Origin of the sequence: Nocardiopsis sp. N85, from assembly GCF_028882275.1 — a bacterium.
GTDB classification, from domain to species: Bacteria; Actinomycetota; Actinomycetes; order Streptosporangiales; family Streptosporangiaceae; genus Nocardiopsis; species Nocardiopsis lambiniae.
Genome location: NZ_JARBUT010000005.1, coordinates 288,761 through 308,383, shown reverse-complemented (window position 1 = coordinate 308,383; position 19,623 = coordinate 288,761). Strand labels below are relative to the sequence as shown.

General features: G+C 71.4%; 17 protein-coding genes. 10 read left to right on the top strand and 7 right to left on the bottom strand.

The genetic code is table 11. The features are described 5' to 3' along the window. Positions 1 to 16 precede the first annotated feature (16 nt). The 3 genes from pruA to PWG71_RS10205 all read left to right on the top strand — a co-directional run bounded on the left by pruA (position 17) and on the right by PWG71_RS10205 (position 3,838). Positions 17 to 1,642, top strand: coding sequence for an L-glutamate gamma-semialdehyde dehydrogenase (gene pruA, locus PWG71_RS10215; protein ID WP_274809351.1), 1,626 nt, complete (start codon positions 17 to 19; stop codon positions 1,640 to 1,642). Positions 1,643 to 1,806: 164 nt separating this feature from the next. Continuing rightward, positions 1,807 to 2,733, top strand: a complete 927-nt coding sequence (locus tag PWG71_RS10210; RefSeq protein WP_274809350.1) for a proline dehydrogenase family protein — start codon at positions 1,807 to 1,809, stop codon at positions 2,731 to 2,733. Positions 2,734 to 2,908: 175 nt separating this feature from the next. Continuing rightward, positions 2,909 to 3,838, top strand: a complete 930-nt coding sequence (locus PWG71_RS10205) for a Bax inhibitor-1/YccA family protein (RefSeq protein WP_274809349.1) — start codon at positions 2,909 to 2,911, stop codon at positions 3,836 to 3,838. A gap of 101 nt (positions 3,839 to 3,939) precedes the next feature. Here PWG71_RS10205 and PWG71_RS10200 read toward each other — a convergent pair whose 3' ends face one another. From PWG71_RS10200 to PWG71_RS10190, 3 genes are all read right to left on the bottom strand, one after another. Beyond that, complete coding sequence (locus tag PWG71_RS10200; protein WP_274809348.1) at positions 3,940 to 4,209, bottom strand: DUF4287 domain-containing protein; 270 nt, start codon at positions 4,207 to 4,209, stop codon at positions 3,940 to 3,942. Positions 4,210 to 4,485: 276 nt separating this feature from the next. Continuing rightward, positions 4,486 to 5,706, bottom strand: coding sequence for an acetyl-CoA C-acetyltransferase (locus tag PWG71_RS10195; RefSeq protein ID WP_274809347.1), 1,221 nt, complete (start codon positions 5,704 to 5,706; stop codon positions 4,486 to 4,488). Positions 5,707 to 5,853: 147 nt separating this feature from the next. Further along, positions 5,854 to 6,903 carry an SGNH/GDSL hydrolase family protein gene (locus tag PWG71_RS10190; protein WP_274809346.1) on the bottom strand — a complete coding sequence of 350 codons (1,050 nt, stop codon included), beginning with the start codon at positions 6,901 to 6,903 and terminating at the stop codon, positions 5,854 to 5,856. A 331-nt stretch (positions 6,904 to 7,234) separates the two neighbouring features. Here PWG71_RS10190 and PWG71_RS10185 point away from each other — a divergent pair, with 331 nt between their 5' ends. The 3 genes from PWG71_RS10185 (at position 7,235) to PWG71_RS10175 (ending at position 10,849) form a co-directional block, all read left to right on the top strand. After that, a complete protein-coding gene (locus PWG71_RS10185; RefSeq protein ID WP_274809345.1) occupies positions 7,235 to 8,611 on the top strand; it encodes a cystathionine beta-synthase in 1,377 nt (458 codons plus the stop codon). A 135-nt stretch (positions 8,612 to 8,746) separates the two neighbouring features. Further along, positions 8,747 to 9,487 (top strand): acyltransferase, encoded by a 741-nt coding sequence (locus PWG71_RS10180; RefSeq protein ID WP_274809344.1) that lies wholly within the window; start codon positions 8,747 to 8,749, stop codon positions 9,485 to 9,487. A 216-nt stretch (positions 9,488 to 9,703) separates the two neighbouring features. Next, positions 9,704 to 10,849, top strand: a complete 1,146-nt coding sequence (locus PWG71_RS10175; protein ID WP_274809343.1) for a cystathionine gamma-synthase — start codon at positions 9,704 to 9,706, stop codon at positions 10,847 to 10,849. Positions 10,850 to 11,029: 180 nt separating this feature from the next. Here PWG71_RS10175 and PWG71_RS10170 read toward each other — a convergent pair whose 3' ends face one another. Further along, a complete protein-coding gene (locus PWG71_RS10170) occupies positions 11,030 to 11,290 on the bottom strand; it encodes a hypothetical protein (RefSeq protein WP_274809342.1) in 261 nt (86 codons plus the stop codon). A gap of 291 nt (positions 11,291 to 11,581) precedes the next feature. Here PWG71_RS10170 and PWG71_RS10165 point away from each other — a divergent pair, with 291 nt between their 5' ends. After that, positions 11,582 to 12,310: a GntR family transcriptional regulator gene (locus tag PWG71_RS10165; RefSeq protein WP_274809341.1), complete on the top strand. Its 729-nt coding sequence runs from the start codon at positions 11,582 to 11,584 to the stop codon at positions 12,308 to 12,310. 300 nt (positions 12,311 to 12,610) lie between these two features. Then, on the top strand, positions 12,611 to 13,423 hold the full coding sequence (locus PWG71_RS10160; protein ID WP_274809340.1) for a GntR family transcriptional regulator: 813 nt from the start codon (positions 12,611 to 12,613) through the stop codon (positions 13,421 to 13,423). A 31-nt stretch (positions 13,424 to 13,454) separates the two neighbouring features. Here the strand turns inward: PWG71_RS10160 and PWG71_RS10155 are convergent, their stop codons facing one another. Together PWG71_RS10155 and PWG71_RS10150 are read right to left on the bottom strand one after the other, a co-directional pair. Beyond that, complete coding sequence (locus PWG71_RS10155; RefSeq protein ID WP_274809339.1) at positions 13,455 to 14,576, bottom strand: hypothetical protein; 1,122 nt, start codon at positions 14,574 to 14,576, stop codon at positions 13,455 to 13,457. Positions 14,577 to 14,626: 50 nt separating this feature from the next. After that, the gene (locus PWG71_RS10150) at positions 14,627 to 16,042 is read right to left on the bottom strand and encodes a sigma 54-interacting transcriptional regulator (protein ID WP_274809338.1); all 1,416 of its coding nucleotides are present in this window, start codon (positions 16,040 to 16,042) and stop codon (positions 14,627 to 14,629) included. A 141-nt stretch (positions 16,043 to 16,183) separates the two neighbouring features. Between PWG71_RS10150 and PWG71_RS10145 the strand changes: the two genes are divergently transcribed. Then, positions 16,184 to 17,335, top strand: a complete 1,152-nt coding sequence (locus tag PWG71_RS10145; protein WP_274809337.1) for an FIST signal transduction protein — start codon at positions 16,184 to 16,186, stop codon at positions 17,333 to 17,335. A 136-nt stretch (positions 17,336 to 17,471) separates the two neighbouring features. Next, positions 17,472 to 18,950, top strand: coding sequence for a hypothetical protein (locus PWG71_RS10140; RefSeq protein WP_274809335.1), 1,479 nt, complete (start codon positions 17,472 to 17,474; stop codon positions 18,948 to 18,950). A gap of 10 nt (positions 18,951 to 18,960) precedes the next feature. On the opposite strand, the gene PWG71_RS10135 is transcribed toward PWG71_RS10140, so the two are convergent. Then, positions 18,961 to 19,479 carry an RDD family protein gene (locus PWG71_RS10135; protein ID WP_274809333.1) on the bottom strand — a complete coding sequence of 173 codons (519 nt, stop codon included), beginning with the start codon at positions 19,477 to 19,479 and terminating at the stop codon, positions 18,961 to 18,963. Between the last annotated feature and the right edge of the window lie 144 nt (positions 19,480 to 19,623).

The following is a 19,623-nucleotide window of genomic DNA, read 5'->3' as shown; positions in this document are numbered from 1 at the left end:
TTTCAGGGAGGTGCCCATGGACGCCGTGACCAACGTCCCGATGCCGCAGAACGAGCCCGTTCTGTCCTACGCGCCCGGCAGTGCCGAGCGCGCGGAGCTCGTCGCCACGCTGGAGGAACTCGGCAAGGAGCGCATCGACCTGCCGATGCGCATCGGCGGCGAGAGCCGCATGGGCGGTGGCGAGCCCATCGACACGGTGCAGCCGCACGACCACGCGGCCGTGCTGGGCACCATGCGCAACGCCACCCACCAGGACGCCCGCGACGCCATCGCCGCCGCCAAGGCCGCCGCCCCCGCGTGGCGCGCGATGTCCTTCGACGACCGCGCCGCCATCCTGCTGCGCGCCGCCGAACTGCTCTCCGGTCCCTGGCGCGCCACCATCAACGCCGCCACCATGCTCGGCCAGTCCAAGACGGTGCAGCAGGCGGAGATCGACGCGGCCTGCGAGCTGATCGACTTCTGGCGCTTCAACGTCGCCTACGCCCGTGACCTGATCGCCCAGCAGCCGCTGAGCGTCAAGGGCGTGTGGAACCGCATGGAGCAGCGTCCGCTGGAGGGGTTCGTCTACGCGATCACCCCCTTCAACTTCACCGCCATCGCGGGCAACCTGCCCACCGCCCCGGCCCTCATGGGCAACGTGGTCGTGTGGAAGCCGTCCCCGACGCAGCAGTTCTCCGCCGAGCTGACCATGCGCCTCCTGGAGGAGGCCGGGATGCCCCCGGGCGTCATCAACATGGTCACCGGTGACGGTCTGGCCGTCTCCGACGTCGCCCTCAACGACCCGGACCTGGCCGGTGTGCACTTCACCGGTTCCACCCGCACCTTCCAGCACCTCTGGAAGACGGTCGGCGAGAACATCTCCGCCTACCGGAGCTACCCGCGGATCGTCGGCGAGACCGGCGGCAAGGACTTCATCGTCGCCCATCACACCGCCGACCCGGAGATCCTGCGCACCGCCATCGTGCGCGGCGCCTTCGAGTACCAGGGCCAGAAGTGCTCCGCGGCCTCGCGCGTGTTCGTGGCCCGTTCGGTCTGGGAGAAGATGGGCGACGCCCTCATCGCCGAGACCGAGGCCCTGACCATGGGCGACGTCACCGACCTGTCGAACTTCATGGGGGCCGTCATCGACCGCCGCTCCTTCGACAAGCTGGCCGGGGTGCTGGAGGACGCCAAGTCCGACCCGACCCTGGAGATCGTCGCCGGCGGCACCGCCGACGACTCGGTGGGCTACTTCGTGCGACCGACCATCATCGTCGGCACCGACCCGTCCAACGACGTGTTCCGCACCGAGTACTTCGGTCCGGTCGTGGCCGTCCACGTCTACGAGGACGACCGCTACAGCGAGATCCTCAAGGTCGTCGACGAGGGCTCGGCCTACGCCCTGACCGGCGCGGTCCTCGCCAACGACCGCACCGCCGTCGCCGAGGCCGAGGCGGCGCTGCGCTTCACCGCCGGCAACTTCTACATCAACGACCGGCCGACCGGCTCCGTCGTGGGCCAGCAGCCCTTCGGCGGCGGTCGCGCCTCGGGCACCAACGACAAGGCCGGATCCGCGCAGAACCTGTCGCGCTGGTCCAGCCCGCGTTCCATCAAGGAGACGTTCGTCGCCCCGACGACCTCCTCCTACCCCCACCAGGGGTGATCCGCCCACCCCTACAGGGGTGATCACCGGTTCCGCACCCCTCCCGTCCTGAGGGGTGCGGACCTCCCGCCCCCCGAGGAACCACTGGCGCGGCCGGGCCGATCCCCGGCCGCGCCCCACCCGTCGCGGCGCGTCCGTCCGCGCTTGTCTTCTTCGAGGTCACCATGCTCCGCAAGCCTCTGCTTCTCGCCGCCAGGTCCACCACCTGCCGCCGGATCGTCGAGCGCACTCCCGTCACCCGTGCCATGGTCCACCGGTTCGTCGCCGGTGAGGACCAGGTCACCGCCCTGCCCGTCGTCGAGGCCCTCGGCCTCGACCGCCTGGTCACGCTGGACTTCCTCGGTGAGGACACCGAGGACCGGACCCAGGCCGAGGCCACCGTCCTGGCCTACGAGGACCTGCTGGCCGCGCTGGGCGAGGCGGGACTGGGCGACCGCGCCGAGGTCTCGGTCAAGCTCTCCGCGGTCGGTCAGTTCCTGGACCGCGACGGCGAGAAGATCGCGCTGGAGAACGCGCGTCGCATCGCCGAGGCAGCCGAGGCCATCGGCACCACGGTCACCCTCGACATGGAGGACCACACCACCACCGACTCCACCCTGGGCATCCTGCGCGAGCTGCGCGAGGACTTCCCGTTCGTGGGCGCGGTGCTCCAGGCCTACCTGCGCCGCACCGAGGCGGACTGCCGCGACCTGAGCGGCGCCGGTTCCCGCGTGCGCCTGTGCAAGGGCGCCTACGACGAGCCCGAGTCCGTGGCCTTCCGCGACAAGCACGAGGTCGACAAGGCGTACGTGCGCGCCCTGCGCGTCCTCATGGAGGGCGACGGCTACCCGATGGTGGCCTCGCACGACCCGCGGATGATCGCCATCGCCGGTGGGCTGGCCGCGGCCAACGGCCGTACCGCGGACGACTACGAGTACCAGATGCTCTACGGCATCCGGGACGAGGAGCAGAAGCGCCTGGCCGCCGAGGGGAAGCGCATGCGCGTCTACGTTCCCTACGGCACCGAGTGGTACGGCTACTACATGCGCCGTTTGGCGGAGCGTCCCGCGAACGTGCTGTTCCTGGCGCGCTCGCTCATCACGCGCGACTAGACCACGGCACCGCGTGGTCGACGGGGGCACGGGCCGGGGTTCCCACCTCGGCCCTTCCTCTCCGTCCGGGGAACTCCGTTTCCCAACGGTGACCAGAGCCGTGGAACGTCGGCGAAAGCCCGTACGTTACCTTGTGGGCAGTAATCCACGGTATTTCGAAAGGTCTTGACTGGACATGCGGATGCGCAGCTCCAACCCCGTTCTCAAGCGGGCGCTCCAGCAGGCCGGCCCGGCAGGGTACGGCCAGCAGGGCTACGGTCAGCAGGGTTACGGACAGCCGTACCCGCAGCAGGGCTACCCGCAGCAGGGTTACCCCCAGCAGGGCTACGGCCAGCCCTATCCCCAGCAGGGTCACCCGCAGCAGTCGTACCCGGGCGGTCCCGCCCAGGGCTTCGGCGAATCACGGATGACCATCGATGACGTCGTCGTGCGCACCGGGATGTCGCTCGGTCTCGTCGTCGTCACGGCCGTCATCAACTACTTCCTCTTCCAGTCCTCTCCGGGCCTGGCCATGCTCCTCGCGATCGTGGGCGGCCTCGGCGGACTGGTCCTGGGCCTGGTCGTCGGCTTCAAGGGCATCGCCAACCCCGTCGCCACCCTGGTCTACGCGGCCCTCGAAGGCCTGCTCGTCGGTGGCCTCACCGCCATCCTGGCCGGCACCCTCGACGCCACGCAGGGCGCCGGCTCGGGCGGTGTGCTCGTCACCCAGGCCGTGCTCGGCACCTTCCTGGTGTTCGGCGTCATGCTGGCGCTGTACAAGTTCCGCATCATCAAGGTGACCGACGGTTTCGTCAAGGTCGTCGCCTACGCCTCCATGGGCGCCCTCGCCCTGATCCTGGTCAACTTCGTCGCGAGCTTCTTCATCTCCGGTGGCATCGGCATCCGTGAGCCCAGCCCGCTGGGTCTGATCGTCAGCCTGGTGTTCATCGTCATCGCGGCCTGCACCCTGGCCCTGGACTTCCGGGGCATCGAGGAGGGCATCAACGCCGGTGTCCCCGACAAGACCGCCTGGCTGTTCGCCTTCGGCCTGACCGCCTCGCTGGTCTGGCTCTACATCGAGATCCTGCGCCTGCTCTGGATGCTCAAGACGATGTTCGGCGAGTAGCACTCCCCGGAGTCGATCCACGAGGGGCCGTCCCGGCGATGCCGGGACGGCCCCTTCGTCGTTCCCCGGTGCCCCCCGAACGGGGGTGACGGTCGCTCCGGTCAGGCCGTTCGCGGGCTCGACTCGCGTTCGCGGCGCGGCGCGGGGATGGAGCGGTTCCGGCGACGGCGGTCGTATTCGGTGACGAGGGCCTGGGCGTACCACGGGGGCAGCTCGTACTCGTCGGCGAGCCAGTTGGCCCGGTCGGAGCAGCGGAGCAGACCCGGACCCTGGTCGAGGGCGTCGAACCACTCGTGGATCTCGCGGCCGGTGACGGCCGGGATGCGTTCGATGAGCTTGGCGTGGATCTCCGGCGAGTGGGTCACCGGCATGGGCACCTCCGGCAGTGCGTGTGGAGTAGGACGCTTACCAGCGACACTGCATCAGGATCACGATATGGACAAGTGCTGGACGCCGGCTTTTACCTTGTGTGTGCGGGAACGTTTGCCGAGATGCACTAAGCGACCGATCCCGGTGGGACTGTCGGGCGCGCGCACGTGTTCCGGAGTCCTCGAAGCGGAAGGGGCGAACACCTCGAAACCGCGATGGTGTCCGAAAAGGAGAAAAGGGCCCGGGGCGTACGCCCCGGGCCCGTGTGAGGGGAACGGTCAGCTCAGGCGCTCGAAGACGGCCGCCATGCCCTGGCCGCCGCCGACGCACATGGTCTCCAGACCGAAGGTCTTGTCGTGGAACCGGAGACCGTTGATCAGGGTGCCGGTGATGCGCGCACCGGTGCTGCCGAACGGGTGGCCGATCGCGATGGCGCCGCCGTTGACGTTGAGCCGGGAGTCGATGTCCACGCCCAGTCGGTCCGCGGAGGGCAGGACCTGCGCGGCGAACGCCTCGTTGATCTCGACCAGGTCGATGTCGCCGATGGCCATGTTCGCGCGGGCCAGGGCCTGCTTGGAGGCCTCGACCGGACCCAGCCCCATGATCTCCGGGTTCAGGCCGGTCACACCGGTGGACACGATCCGGGCCAGCGGGGTCAGACCCAGCTGCGCGGCCTTGGTGTCGCTCATGATGACCACCGCGGAGGCGCCGTCGTTGAGCGGGCAGGCGTTGCCGGCGGTGACGGTGCCGTCGGGACGGAAGACCGGCTGGAGCTGGGAGACCTTCTCGTAGGTGGTGCCGCGGCGGATGCCGTCGTCGGTGGTGACCACGGTGCCGTCCGGCAGGGTGATCGGGGTGATCTCGCGCTCCCAGAAGCCGTTGTCCAGGGACTTCTCGGCGAGGTTCTGGGACCGGACGGCGAACTCGTCCTGGCGCTCGCGGGAGACGCCGGTGATCTGGGCGACGTTCTCGGCGGTCTGGCCCATCGAGATGTAGGCGTCGGGCAGGGCGCCGTCCTCGCGCGGGTCGGTCCAGGCCGGGGCGCCGGCCTCCGCGCGCTTGGCGGTGCGCGCCTTGGCGTCGGCGAAGAGCGGGTTCTCGTTCTGCGGGTCGTCGCTGTTGCCGTGGGCGAAGCGGCTCACGGTCTCCACCCCGGCGGAGACGAACACGTCACCCTCGCCCGCCTTGATGGCGTGCAGGGCCATCCGGGTCGTCTGGAGGGAGGAGGAGCAGTAACGGGTGATGGTGGTGCCCGGCACGGTGTCCAGACCGAGCTGCACGGCGACCACGCGGGCCATGTTGAAGCCCTGCTCACCGCCGGGCAGGCCGCAGCCGAGCATGATGTCGTCGATGGTGGTCGGGTCCAGCTGGGGGACCTTGGCCAGGGCCGCGCCGATGACCTGCGCGGCGAGGTCGTCGGGGCGGATGTCCTTGAGCGAACCCTTGAAGGCGCGCCCGATCGGGGACCGGGCGGTGGCGACGATGACGGCTTCGGGCATGGCTGCGTCCCTATCGGAGTGGTGCTACGGGCGTGACCGCTCGGTGCCCGGGCGGGCGGTGATGCCGGTCACGGCATGTCTTGTTACCAGTCAGTAAACCCGGAGGTCGCCCTCCCGCGCCACCCGGGGTCGGGGTTGTCCGTGATCTCACCGATCCCGGAATTCGGTGGACGCCCCCTCGTCGGAGCCGCCCGTGTCCGCCGACACCGGCTCCTGCCGGTCGCCGGACGGCTCCCGCGGGGGCCACAGCGGTCGGCGGACCAGCGCGGCCCACCGGCCGCGACGGCCCCGCGTCGGGTCGCCGGCACGTGACACCTCCGTGCCCGGGTTCTCCGCGGCGACCACGGCGGCCCGGTCCACCGGCAGGATGCCGCCGGCCGGGAGCGTATCGAACTCGGGGAGCAGGCCCAGCGCCGCGCACACCGACGGCAGCAGGGCGGAGGCCGCCTGGGCGTATCCGTGCGCCGACGGGTGGAACCGGTCGGGGCCGAACATGAGGGAGGGGTCGTCTCGGAAGACGTCGACGAGCAGGTCGCTCAGGGACACCGTGCGACCGCCCACCTCGGTGACCGCGATCGTCTGCGCGGCGGCCAGTTGGCGCGAGGCGCGGCGTGCCACCGAGCGCAGCGGCCACCCGATGGGGCGCACCGTGCCCAGGTCGGGGCAGGTCGCCACCACCACGGCCGTGCCGTGGTCCACCAACGACCGGCAGGCCTCGCGCAGATGGGACACGGCGTCGCTGGGCCGCACCCGGCGGATGACGTCGTTGGCGCCGATGAAGATCACGGCCACGTCGTAGCGGGTGGCCTCCGCCAGGGCGCCGGACCGTTCGATCTGCCCGGCCAGAGTGGCCGAGGTCGCCCCGGGGAACGCCGTGCAGCGCAGCCGCACCGGCCGGTCGGCCGCGTTGGCCAGCCCCGTCGCCAGCATGACGCCGGGCGTTCGGGCGGCGGTCTCCACCGCGAAGCCCGCGGCCGTGGAGTCGCCCATCATGAGCATGCGGATCGGTGGCCCGGAGCCATGGCCGTGGATCCCGTCGACGGGGGGCCGCGCCCACTCGGTGACACCCACCGCCCGGCGGGCCAGCCGGGCCTGGAGGTAGAGCAGGGCGAGCGTGCCACCGCCCACCAGTGTGAGTCCGCCACCGCCGAACGCGGTGGCCGCGGCTATCCGCCGTGCGCGTGCGGCACGCAGCATGGGACGACCTCCACGGCCTCTGACCCCCGCCCCGCGACCCTGTGCGGCGAGCCGGTCGGACCCCTGAGGTTACCGGCGGTGAACGGCGCGGTCACGTACCACGGCGGAACGGGGTTCGAACTCCGGGGGAGGCCCGCCCTCACCTCGGGGACACCTCCTTCCACTCCACCGGACCACCTCCTCCCGTGGTCGGCGAACCCGCTGATCGGGGACGTTAGAGTCGGGTTGAGACGGGCCGGACCGGCCCCACGGCCCCGGGGCCACGCCTTCCGGGGCGTTGAGGAGAACGGCGGGCCGACGACCCGGTCGCCACGATGCAAGGGAGCATGAAGTGCGGGTATACGACTCACTGATCGATCTGGTGGGGAACACCCCGCTCGTCCGGTTGAGGAAGGTGACCGAGGGCCTGGGGCCGAACGCGCCCACGGTGCTGGCCAAGGTCGAGTACTTCAACCCCGGCGGTTCGGTGAAGGACCGCATCGCGCTGCGCATGGTCGAGGCCGCGGAGAAGAGCGGTGAGCTCAAACCGGGCGGCACCATCGTCGAGCCGACCTCCGGCAACACCGGCATCGGCCTGGCCATCGTCGCCCAGGAGAAGGGCTACCGCTGCGTCTTCGTCTGCCCGGACAAGGTCGGCCCGGACAAGCTCTCCGTGCTGCGCGCCTACGGGGCGGAGGTCGTGGTGTGCCCCACCACGGTCGCCCCCGAGCACCCCGAGTCCTACTACTCGGTCTCGGACCGGTTGGCCGGGGAGATCCCCGGAGCCTGGAAGCCGAACCAGTACGAGAACACCAACAACCCCGAGTCGCACTACCACTCCACGGGTCCGGAGATCTGGGAGCAGACCGAGGGCCGCATCACCCACTTCGTGGCGGGCATCGGCACCGGCGGCACCATCAGCGGCACCGGTCGCTACCTCAAGGAGATCTCCGGCGGCGCGGTGAAGATCGTGGGCGCCGACCCCGAGGGTTCGGTCTACTCGGGCGGCTCCGGCCGTCCCTACCTGGTGGAGGGCGTCGGCGAGGACATCTGGCCGGGCACCTACGACACGGGGATCTGCGACGAGATCATCGCGGTCAGCGACAAGGACTCGTTCCTGATGACCCGCCGCCTGGCCCGTGAGGAGGCCCTGCTGGTGGGCGGCTCGTGCGGGTTGGCCGTGCAGGCCGCGCTGCGGGCGGCGCGGAACGCCGGCCCCGACGACGTGATCGTGGTGCTGCTGCCCGACGGCGGACGCGGTTACCTGGGCAAGATCTTCAACGACGAGTGGATGGCCGACTACGGCTTCCTGTCCGCGGAGACCGAGGAGGCCACCGCGGGCGAGGTGCTCGCCGCCAAGGGCGGGGAGCTGCCGGACTTCGTGCACGCCCACCCGGACGAGACCGTGGGCACGGCCGTGGCGATCATGCGCGAGTACGGCGTCTCCCAGCTCCCGGTCATGAAGGAGGAGCCGCCCGTGATGGCGGCCGAGGTGGTCGGTTCGATCGCCGAGCGCGACCTCCTGGACGCCCTGTTCGACGGCCGGGCCCAGCTGGCCGACCAGGTGGAGGACCACATGGGCCGCCCGCTGGCCACGGTCGGCACCGGTACTCCGGTGGGCGACTGCGTGCGCCTGCTGCGCGACTCGGGTGCGCTGGTCGTGCTGCGCGACGGCAAGCCCGTGGGCATCCTCACACGTCAGGACCTGCTGGCCCACCTGTCGAACTGACACGGCATCGCCGCGCGGGGCCCGGACGGCGCTCGGAACCGAGCGTTGTTCGGGCCCCGGTGCGAACGTATCGGGCATGGATGCGCATACTCGAACACTGTTAATGTTCGCGGCGAAGCTACTGGTAGGTAATACATGGGGGCTCGCGTGTCGCGGCTGTTGTCCTGGATCATCCGTTCCCTCTGGTCGTACGCGCGCGGTCACGCGGAGATCCGTTCCGGCTCCAGGGCCGCCCGCAGGTTCGCGGGGTTCGGTGACGGCTCGGCCATCGCCTTCCCCACGGCCACCCTCTACGGCGAGCCCTGGATCGAGATCGGGGCCTTCACCGTCCTGGGCGGGGACATGACCCTCGCCGCCGGCATGGGCCCCGACTACGACCTGGGCCCCGGCACGGTCGTGCGGATCGGCTCGGGATGCGCCATCGGGCGCGGCTCCCACATCGTCGCCCACAAGTCCATCGACATCGGTGACCACGTGTACACCGGCCCCTACGTGTACATCACCGACCAGAACCACTCCTACGCCAGCACGGAGATCCCGGTCGGCCTCCAGTGGCCCGTCGACGATCCCGTCAGCATCGGCGCCGGCACCTGGATCGGCGCGAACGCGGTGATCCTGCCCGGCGTCCACCTGGGCCGCAACTCCGTCGTGGCGGCCGGCACCGTGGTCCGTCCGGGCACCTACCCCGACCACGCCGTCCTCGCGGGCATCCCGGGCAAGGTCGTGCGCACCCACGACCCCGAACTCGGCTGGCAGCCGCCGCTGCGCGACATGGGCACGCCCACCCGGGTGCCCACCCCCGCCGCCGGGCCGCTCCCGAGCGCCCCGGCCGATCCCCCGCGGCCCGGTTCGCCGACCCGGTTCCCGCCCGCCTGATCCGCTCCGCTTCGAACCTCCGCTCCGCGTCGGCCCCGCCGCTCGCCCACGGCCGCGCCCCGAGGCCTTTTCCACGCCGGACTCCGCGACCCGGTGGACGCCCTGACGGGAAGCCGGCGGACCCCGGGCCCGGGGGGCCGGATCGGCGCGTCGACGCAGGAGGAGGCCCTTGTGGAAAACGGGTCGGAAGACGCCCGTGGGCACTATCGTGATCCCATGAAGTTCGATGGATTCGAGACGCTGGCCATCCACGCGGGCCAGGAACCGGACGCCGGTACCGGGGCCGTGGTGGTGCCGATCTACCAGACCAGCACCTACGCCCAGGACGGTGTGGGCGGGCTGCGCGAGGGCTACGAGTACTCGCGCACCGGCAACCCCACGCGAACCGCGCTGGAGGAGTGCCTGGCCGCGCTGGAGGACGGCGCGCGCGGCCTGGCGTTCGCCTCCGGCATGGCCGCCGAGGACACCCTGCTGCGCACGGTGCTGTCCCCGGGCGACCACATCGTCATCCCCGGCGACGCCTACGGGGGCACCTTCCGCCTGGTCTCCAAGGTGGTGGAGCGCTGGGGCGTCACCTGGGACGCGGTCGACCAGAGCGACATCGAGGCGGTGCGGGCGGCGGTCCGGCCGCAGACCAAGGTGATCTGGACCGAGACGCCGACCAATCCGCTGCTCAACATCACCGACATCGAGACGGTCGCGCGGATCGCGCACGACGCGGGCGCGATCCATGTCGTGGACAACACGTTCGCCTCGCCCTACCTACAGCGGCCGCTGACCCTGGGCGCGGACGTGGTCGTCCACTCCACCACCAAGTACCTGGGTGGGCACTCCGACGTCGTCGGCGGCGCGCTCGTGGTGTCCGACGCCGAGCTGGGCGAGCGGCTGGCCTTCCACCAGAACACCATGGGGGCCATTCCGGGACCCTTCGACTCCTGGTTGACCCTGCGCGGGGTGAAGACCCTGGGCGTGCGGATGGACCGGCACAGTGCCAACGCCGAGCGGGTCGTGGCCGCGTTGGAGGGCCACCCGGCGGTGCGGCGGGTCTACTACCCGGGGCTGGACGCCCATCCGGGACACAAGATCGCCGAACGGCAGATGCGGTCCTTCGGTGGGATGGTCTCCTTCGCTCTGCGCGACGGGGAGAAGGCCGCTCTGAAGGTGTGCGAACGGACGCGGGTCTTCACCCTGGGCGAGTCCCTGGGCGGGGTGGAATCCCTGATCGAGCACCCGGGGCGGATGACGCACGCGTCCACCGCCGGTTCCCCGCTCGAAGTTCCGGCGGACCTGGTCCGGATCTCCGTGGGCATCGAGTCGGCCGACGACCTGGTGGCCGATCTGTCGCAGGCGCTGGAGGACTGAGGACCGTGGTCCCGCGGGTCCTGTCCTGGGGGCCCGCGTGTCGATCCAGGGGGGACCGCGCCGCGGTCATGCCGCGCGGGCTCTGCGGCGACGTTGCCGGGCCCGACGCGGCGCTCCTGCTCTGCTGAGGGGCGACACCTCGTCGTGCCGCGGGGGCGACGCTCCTGGAGCGGCCTCCGGTCAGACCGTGGTGGGCGTACGGTCTCGTCCGGTGGCGGGCGGGGGAGCGGTGACGCGTCGGCGGGGAGCGGTGTTGGCGAAGCGCAGGCCGACCACGAGGCTGCCGGTGCGGGACAGGGCGCTGTTGTCGTCCTCCTCTCGGAGGGAGCGGTAGCTCCCCCGGTTGTCCTGACGGCGGATGCCGATCGAGATGGCGAGGAGGAAGCCGGCCGCCACGGCCAGCAGGACGACGCCGACGAGGGCGATGAGGATGGGGATCATGACCTGGTCTCTCCGGAGCGCGGGTTCCTTGTCCATTCGGGGTGCCGCCACCGGTCGGTGGGGCCCGGTACCGCGAGTGCGGATCCGTCTGCGTGCGAGGGGTGATCGGTTCCGGTTCTGAGGTCGTCCCCTTTCTCCGTGGCCATCTGGGATCGCCGCCGTGTACTGAGGGTGGCCTTCACATAAGATGGGTTCATTCGAACTGGACGAACCTGTTTAGCTGGTGTACCGATCACCTTGTTGGTACAAGTTAGGTTGTTGGTCTAGTGCTACCCCCTTGAGGGCTGATTCATGCGGGCAGAAAGCAGATATCGACAGATCGCCCGGGCGTTGCGGCGGGAGATCCAGGAGGGGAGTCTGCCCCTCGGTGGGCAGCTGCCCTCGGAGAAGCAGCTGGAGGAGCGCTTCGACGCTTCTCGCAACACCGTCAGACTGGCCCTCGGCATGCTCCGCAACCAGGGCCTGATCGTCAGTCGTCCCGGTCGCGGGCACTTCGTCCAGGACGTCGTCCCCGAGACCTTCCACGCCAACCGGCCCAAGGGCGCCGACCGGTTCAACGAGTCCAACATGGCCGGACAGACCCTCGAAGAGCTCCAACTCCTCAGCGCCAACGCCGACCTCGCCAGCCGGTTGCGGGTCCCCGAAGGGGAGATGACGGTGGTCCGGAGGATGTACCGCTTCTCCGGCGAGATCTCCGGTTCCATCAGCTCCGCCTACTACCCCATGGACCTCGTCCAGGGCACCCCGCTCATGCTGCCCGAGGACGTGGAGAGCGCCCTGTCGGTCCTGGCCGAGCACGGGCACCGCCAGGTCGGGTTCGTCGACGAGCTGGAGACCCGCATGCCCAACCCCACCGAGGCCTCCCAGCTGGAGCTGCCCCCGGGGGTCCCGATCCTGTGGATGCACCGCACCGACCTGTCCGAGGAACGCCCGATCCGCGTGGTGGAGACGGTGTACGCCGGGCACAGCATCCGCTACCAGTACGAGCACGGTGACATCAGTGCCTACCACCGCGACTGACTCTCCCCTCGCCCGGCCGTTCTCCGGGGGTGGCCCTTCGCCCGTGCGGACGGCCTACGAGCGGTGCTCGCCCCTCGGCCATCACCGCCCTCGACGGGCGGCCTTCGAGCGGCGCTCCGGCCCGTGCGTCCCCGAGGGGCGGGCGTCCCTCCGGTGGGCGGTACTCCCCGCAACGGAGAACCCCGGGCGGGTACCGTCCGTTGAGGGTGCGAGGGAACGGGGATCGTGCGCGGAGCGCGGGACCGGGCGCACGTGCCCCGACGGCCAACGACGACCGGACGAACGGGACCGAGTACACGCATGAGCACGTCGAAGAAGACCGTGGTCGCCGACCATCTGCGCGAGGCCCTGTCGCGCGGTGAGTACCGGCCGGGCGAGCGGCTACCGGGGGAGGAAGAGCTCGCCGAGCAGTTCGGCGTGTCCCGGGCCACCGCCCGACTCGGTATGCGGATCCTCCAGGACGAGGGGATCATCGCCATCCAGGCCGGGCGCGGCGCCTACGTCGCCGACCACCGGCCCATCATCCACCTGGCCACTCCGGTGTCGGGCGGTACCGACTCCGAACGCTTCGAGGACGGCTACCAGCCGCACCTGCGCGAGGCCGGATACGACCAGGTCGAGCAGCGGATCAAGGTCAGCCTCGACACCATGCGGCCCAAGGTGACCAAAAGGCTGAGGTGGGGCGGCGAGGAGCAGGGGCCCAACGGAGGGCTGGTCGTCATCCGCTCCTGCGACCGTTTCGTGGAGGGCGGCCTGTGGCAGTCCCAGGTCACCTATTTCCCCTTCACGATCGCCAGCAACACCTTGCTCATGTCCCCCCAGCACATCGAACAGGGCGTCGCGTCGGTGCTCCAGGAGCTCGGCCACCGGGAGGAGTGGAACTGGGACATCGTCGGTGCCCGCATGCCCTCCCAGGACGAGGCGGACTCCTTCAACCTGGGCCCGGGCATCCCCCTGCTCGTCCACGAAAGGGTGGTCTACGACGGCGACCGACCCTTGCGCTTCACCGAGACGATCATGCCCGCCAACCGCCACCAGCTCCTGTACTCCGGCGGTGACGCCCCCGAGGAACTCCTGTTGATGGCCTCCGACGTCAACATCTTCGAACGCTGAACCCGCCCGTGCGCGCGCACGGGCGTTCGGCTCATGCGCGCGGCCACGAACGGCCTCCCAGGTAGGTCTCCAGCAACATCGGGGCCAGCGCCGCCGCGTCGGCGGTCACCGCCTCCACCCCACGCCGCCGCACCACCAGGTCGCGGAAGGCGCGCAGCCTCGGGTCGTCGGACAGCAGGAAGAACGACACGCGCGATCCCTCCCGCAGGGCCGCGTCCAGCTCGGCCACCGTGACCTCCACCGTGCGCGGACTCGCCGGCCACGAGAACCGGGCGTCGCCGTCCTCCCCCAGATGGGCGGTGGGTTCCCCGTCGGTGACGACGAGGATCCGGTGTGCCAGGCCCGGGTGCCTGCGCCGGTGCCCGCGCGCCAGCCGGAGCGCGTGGTGCAGGTTGGTCCCGGGTACCCGGCCCCAGTCGTGGGCGACCAGCGCCGCCGGATCGATCTCGTGGGCGACGTCGCCGAACCCCACCCACCGCACCCGGTCCTCGGGGTGCCGCCGCACCAGCGCGTCCAAGGCCAGCGCGGTGCGCGTGGCGGCCTCGTGCAGCGACCGCGTGGTCATGGAGTGGGACAGGTCCACGAGCAACGACACCGCCAGCCCGCCGGTGGGCTCGGTCTCCGCCGACCGCAGATCGTCGGCGCGCAACGCCGTGTCGATCGGGTCGGACGCCCGGCGCACCATGGCCCGGCGCAACGTGGCGACGGCGTCCAGCGGTCGATCCGACCGGTAGGGGACGTCGTGCCCGGTCGGTTCGCCGCCGGGGCCGCCCTCCCGACCTCCGGGGCGCCGGCCCGGACGTGGCGCGTCCCGGGCGTCGCGCAGGGCCACCTCGCCCAGGCGCCGCAGCTCGCGCGGGCTCAGCCCGTGATCGGCGCGGTCCAACCGGTCCCACAGTTCCCGGGCCCCGGCGCCCAGGGCGCGGCCGAGCAGGCCGCCGGTCGCGGAGTCCACGGACTCCAACGCGGCCCGGTCGCCCTCCGCGTACCGGGCCACCGCCTTCTCCACCGCGGTGATCGCGTCGTCGGCACCCTCGGCCTCGGCCAACGGTTCGAGGAGTTCGCGGGCGATCGCCACGGCCTCCTCCGGTGGGGGATCGGGCTCGGCCAGGGGGTCGGGTCCGCCCATGTACGCCCGGTACCGGAACCTCACAGGGACTACCTCTCACCAGGAAGCACGACGAACCGTTATGTTCCCGGCTTTCAGAACCGGTAGACCCCTCCGTCGGCAACGATGTCCTTCGACAGACGTCGTTCCAGGTAGAGGCCCTCCAAAGCGAACTCCACCACGGCGGCGGCCAGCCCGGGGGAGACCGGTCCGTCCTCCTCCTCGGGCGCGGCGGCCGCGATCATCGCCGCCAGCCCGGGTACCGCGCCGATCCGGTTCAGCAGTTCGGCGGCGCCCACCAGGTCGCCGCTCTCGACGGTCCCGCCCGCGGAGAACCGGTCGGCGAGCGGGGCCAGGTCGGCCTCGCCCAGCCGGGCCCGGAACGTCTCCGCCACGGCCCGGCGCAGCAGTCCCCGCAGGGTCGACTCACCGTCGTCCTCGTGCCCCATCGCGAACTCGACCTTGCCCAGCAGCGGTTCCACGACGGCGTCCAGGTCGCACACCCGCGCCACCGGCGCCTCCTCGCCCGTCAACGCCGCTCGGCGCAGCGCGGAGGCGGCCACCGTCTCCAGCGCCGACACAGAGAAGCGCACCGACACGCCCGAACGGGCATCGACCTTTTTCGAGTCGCGGACCAGTCGGGCGAAACGGGCGACGGTCTCCCACAGGTGGCCGGGGACGACGGTCCCCTCCGGGATCGCCGCCTCCTGCCGCAGCACGTCCCGCTCGTCGCCGAGCGTCGGCGGGTAGTGGGTGCGCACCTGGGCGCCGAAGCGGTCCTTGAGCGGGGTCACGATGCGTCCCCGGTCGGTGTAGTCGTCGGGGTTGGCGCTGGCCAACAGCACCAGGTCCAGCGGCAGCCGCAGCGCGTACCCGCGGATCTGGAGATCGCGCTCCTCCAGCACGTTGAACAGCGCCACCTGGGCGCGGGCCGGGAGGTCGGGCAGCTCGTTGACGCAGAACACGCCCCGGTTGGCACGCGGCACCAACCCGTAGTGGACGGTCTCGGGGTCGCCCAGGGAACGCCCCTCGGCGAGACGGGCCGGGTCGATGTCGCCGATGAGCTCGGCCGTCCCGGTATCGGGGGTGGCGAGCTTCTCCCCGTAGCGTTCGTCCCGGTGACGCCACGTCACCGGCAGGCTCCCGCCCTCCTCGGCGGCCCGGCGCAGGCAGGTCGGACACACCGGCGCGTAGGGGTGATCGTTCACGGAACATCCGGCGACGGCCGGGGACCACTCGTCCAAAAGGGTGGCGACGGCGCGGATCAGCCGGGTCTTGCCCTGACCGCGCTCGCCGAGCAGCACGACGTCGTGCCCGGCCAACAGCGCCCGTTCCAGCGTGGGCAGCACGGTGTCGTCGAATCCGTGCATCCCGGGGAAGCGGGGCAGACCCGCCGTCATGCGGGCCAGGAGGTTCTCCCGGATCTCGACCGCGACGGGGCGGTGCGCGTGCCCGGACCCGCGCAGGGCGTCCAGGGTCCGGGGCAGGGCGGTGGGAGGCGGTGGTGTCACCCTCCAGAACCTATCCCCGACAAGGGGCCGATGGTGGCCGAAGCCGGTCGGGAACGGGCTCCTCGGCCGCTGTGGGGTGGGACAATGACGGAGGGTGGCACCCGCGTCCGGCGGGTCCGGTGACGAGGAGGAGTCCAGCCGGTGGCGCGGTTCGGCGATGCACTGACGACCGGTGCCGATCTGGTGAACGCGGCCGAGCGGGCCGCCCTCACGGCTCTGTCCCGTCTCGACGGCCCGGCCGACCTGGTGTGCTTCTTCATCTGCGGCGCGGACACCGAGGAGGTCTCCCTGGCCGGGGCCCGGGTGATGGAGCTGGCGGGCGGTGCGGCCACCCTGGGGTGCAGCGCCAACGGGGTCATCGGCGGTGGCCGTTCGGTCGAGGGCCAGGGGTCGGTCAGCGTCTGGTGCGCTCGACTGACCGGGGTGGAGATCACCCCGTTCCGGCTGGACACCGTGGTCGAGGGAGAGCGGCTCACCGTGGTGGGGATGCGCGAACCCGGTCCGCGCGACCGTGCCGCGATCCTGCTGGTCAATCCCTACGAGTTCCCCGCACGCGAGTTCGTGCGGGAGTCCACCCGGGCGTTCGGCGGGCTGCCCCTGGTCGGCGGCATGGCCGACGGGATGCTCGGTGAGGGTTCGGTCCGGTTGTTCTGTGACGGTTCGGTGGCCGAGAACGGCGCCGTGGGCGTGCTCATCGGCGGCGAGGGCGTGCTGGGCACCCTGGTGAGCCAGGGGTGCCGGCCGATCGGCCCGGCGATGACCGTCACCGGGGCGCGGGACAACGTGGTGGAGGAACTGGCCGGGGTCCCCGCCTACACCCGCCTGGAAGAGCTGCTGGAGGAACTTCCCGACGACGACCGGGAACTGGCGGTACACGGTCTGCACATCGGCATCGCCATGAACGAGTACGTGGAACACCACGAACAGGGCGACTTCCTCATCCGGTCGTTGACCTCCGCCGATCCCGAGGCGGGCACGCTCAGCGCCGACGACGCGATCGAGGTCGGTCAGACGGTCCGCTTCCAGCTCCGGGACGCGGGCACCGCCGACGAGGACCTGGACCGGCGGCTCACCGACTTCGGGGACCGGCATCCGGTGGGGGGCGGGCTGTTGTTCTCCTGCAACGGGCGGGGCGCGGCCCTGTTCCCCCACGCCGACCACGACGTGCTGGCGGTGCGCCGGGTGCTGGGCGCCGAAGCGGTCGCGGGTTTCTTCGCGGCGGGGGAGATCGGTCCGGTCGGCGGGGTCAACCACCTCCACGCGTTCACGGCCTGCCTGCTGGCCTTCTCCTGACGAAACCCCGGGAAACCGGACCTTTGCCGTCGCATCACCAACACTCGGCGCGAGTCGTCTTGAGTGTGCGCATACCAGGGCGCTTACTGAGAGTGAATTGTTTGCTTACTCAGTGTGATGAGCGGGAAGGTCGGTCATGCCCGAAAGACGGTGTGCGCACACGTCGATCCGCGGGGGACGGTGGGCGGTGGTGGGGGCGCTGATCCTCCTGCTCCCGGTCGGCCCCCGACCGGCCCTGGCGGAAACCGGGTGGATCTCCCAGGAGCTGACCTCCGCCGACCGGATCGGCCTGGTGCTGGACGCCGGATCGCTGCGCGTGGGCGAGGCCGGCACCGACAACGGCGCTTCGCTGCGCAAGGAACAGGGCGCGCGGGCGGTCGGCCTGGCGACCTTCCCCGAGCACCGCCTGGACCGGGCCACCGACACCATCGACGTGCGGGTCGGTTCCGCGGGTGACCCCGAGGACGTCCTGGCCGAGGTGCGCGGTGTCCGCGTCGACGGGATGTGGACCGAATGGCATCCCGCCCCGGAACGCGGAGGCCGCGTCACCCTGTCCGACGACGTGACCCGGGTGCAGCTGCGCGTGGGCATCGACGGGGCCGACACCGCCGTCACCGAGCTGGGCGTGCGCCTCCCGGAGGGCACCGGCGACATGCCGTCCGCCGGCCTTCCCGACGACCTCGCGCCCCAGAACGGACCCCGGCCCGACGGCGAGGGGGGCGGGGGTGGCGAAGGGTCCGGCGAGGACGACGACGGCGATCCGCCCGAGGGTGGGGCCGGCCAGGGCGACGACATCCCCGAACGGCCCTTCTCGGCCCGTCTGTTCGCCACCCGCATCGGCCTGGTGGGGGGCACCACCGCCAACGGGCACGTCATCCGCCCCGACGACCATTTCGTCGCCCTTCCCTCCCGGCGCGGCCTGGCCACGCGGGGCGGCGGCGAGTACACCGTGCGGGTGTGCGGCACCGGCGAGCTCGGGCCGGAGGGCAAGGGCGACACCGAGGGGCACACACCCCGCTGCGCCTACCTTCCGGTGTGGGACGTGGGCCCCTGGAACACCACCGACGATCACTGGAACGCCGATCGCCAGTCCTGGCGCGACCTCGACCGGGGGCGTCCCCAGGCCCAGGCGGCCTACGCCCAGGGCCACAACGGCGGGCTGGACGGCTTCGGCCGCCGGGTGCGCAACCCCGCCGGGATCGACCTGGCCGACGGCGCCTTCAACGCGGGGCTCCAACTGCCCACCAACGGCTGGGTCCAGGTCGACTACCTGTGGACGGGCGAGTACCGCCACCGCACCGAGATCGGCACGGCCACCCGGCGCGACCCGGTCGTGCTGCGCTCCGGGCCAGGCCCGGAGCACTCCACGGTCGGTCTGGCCGCGCACAAGGCCAACGTCGACGTGATCTGCACGGTGACCGGGGCGTCGGCGACCGGCCCACAGGGCACCGACGACACCTGGTACCGGATCGGCGAGGACCACTACGTCCCGGCCGTGTTCGCCGACGGCGGCGGCGACGCCCCCGTCTGTGCCGAGCCCACCGAGCCCACCGAACCGGTCGAGCCCGCCGAGCCCACCGAACCGGCTGAGCCGGCCGAGCCGGAGGGCTTCTGAGGCGGCCGGGTCAGGTGCGGACGACGAGGGTCCCGGACATGCGGTCGTGCAGCGCCCGACGGTCCTCGCCCAGGGCCGCCATGCTCTCGATACCGCTGAAGACGTGGCCGACGCAGGGCAGGCACTGGGGCAGGCCGAACACGGCCGCGCGCCCCATGGCCTGTCCCTGGGTGAGCCGTCCGCCGTCCATCCGGACGACCTTGATCCCGAGCATCATCTTGCCGAGGGTGCGACCCCAGGTGACCAGGTACAGCCAGTCGTAGAAGAACAGCAGCACGCCCCAGCCGAACAGGAACAGCCAGGCCCACACCTCGCCCTGGGCGTCGGAGCTCTCGTCGTCCCCGGTGATCAGGAGGATGACGAGGGCCATGAAGACGAAGAACGCCGTGGCCGCGAACACCACCAGGACGTAATCGATGAGGCGGGCCGACAGGCGCCGGCCGAACGAGGCCCGCTCCGGACCCGACGGAACGGGTCGGGCCGGGGGCGTCGGCCCCCAGGCGCCGACGGGCACCGGGGGAGGCCCCATCGGAGGCGGTCCCACCGGACCCCACCCGCTCTGGGGAGGGCGGGCGCCGTACGCGGGATCGTTCGGGTTCCAGTAAGGGGAGGACATCGACGGATGCTCTTCCTTGTCCGTGGGGTCGGGGGCGCCGGCCGGCGCCCTCAGAGA

What these genes read in the sequence shown, in the direction of transcription:
- pruA (WP_274809351.1), top strand. Translation starts at nt 17, where the DNA reads ATGGACGCCGTGACCAACGTCCCGATGCCGCAGAACGAGCCCGTTCTG.
- PWG71_RS10210 (WP_274809350.1), top strand. Translation starts at nt 1,807, where the DNA reads ATGCTCCGCAAGCCTCTGCTTCTCGCCGCCAGGTCCACCACCTGCCGC.
- PWG71_RS10205 (WP_274809349.1), top strand. Translation starts at nt 2,909, where the DNA reads ATGCGGATGCGCAGCTCCAACCCCGTTCTCAAGCGGGCGCTCCAGCAG.
- PWG71_RS10200 (WP_274809348.1), bottom strand. Translation starts at nt 4,209, where the DNA reads ATGCCGGTGACCCACTCGCCGGAGATCCACGCCAAGCTCATCGAACGC.
- PWG71_RS10195 (WP_274809347.1), bottom strand. Translation starts at nt 5,706, where the DNA reads ATGCCCGAAGCCGTCATCGTCGCCACCGCCCGGTCCCCGATCGGGCGC.
- PWG71_RS10190 (WP_274809346.1), bottom strand. Translation starts at nt 6,903, where the DNA reads ATGCTGCGTGCCGCACGCGCACGGCGGATAGCCGCGGCCACCGCGTTC.
- PWG71_RS10180 (WP_274809344.1), top strand. Translation starts at nt 8,747, where the DNA reads ATGGGGGCTCGCGTGTCGCGGCTGTTGTCCTGGATCATCCGTTCCCTC.
- PWG71_RS10175 (WP_274809343.1), top strand. Translation starts at nt 9,704, where the DNA reads ATGAAGTTCGATGGATTCGAGACGCTGGCCATCCACGCGGGCCAGGAA.
- PWG71_RS10170 (WP_274809342.1), bottom strand. Translation starts at nt 11,290, where the DNA reads ATGATCCCCATCCTCATCGCCCTCGTCGGCGTCGTCCTGCTGGCCGTG.
- PWG71_RS10165 (WP_274809341.1), top strand. Translation starts at nt 11,582, where the DNA reads ATGCGGGCAGAAAGCAGATATCGACAGATCGCCCGGGCGTTGCGGCGG.
- PWG71_RS10160 (WP_274809340.1), top strand. Translation starts at nt 12,611, where the DNA reads ATGAGCACGTCGAAGAAGACCGTGGTCGCCGACCATCTGCGCGAGGCC.
- PWG71_RS10140 (WP_274809335.1), top strand. Translation starts at nt 17,472, where the DNA reads ATGCCCGAAAGACGGTGTGCGCACACGTCGATCCGCGGGGGACGGTGG.
- PWG71_RS10135 (WP_274809333.1), bottom strand. Translation starts at nt 19,479, where the DNA reads ATGGGGCCTCCCCCGGTGCCCGTCGGCGCCTGGGGGCCGACGCCCCCG.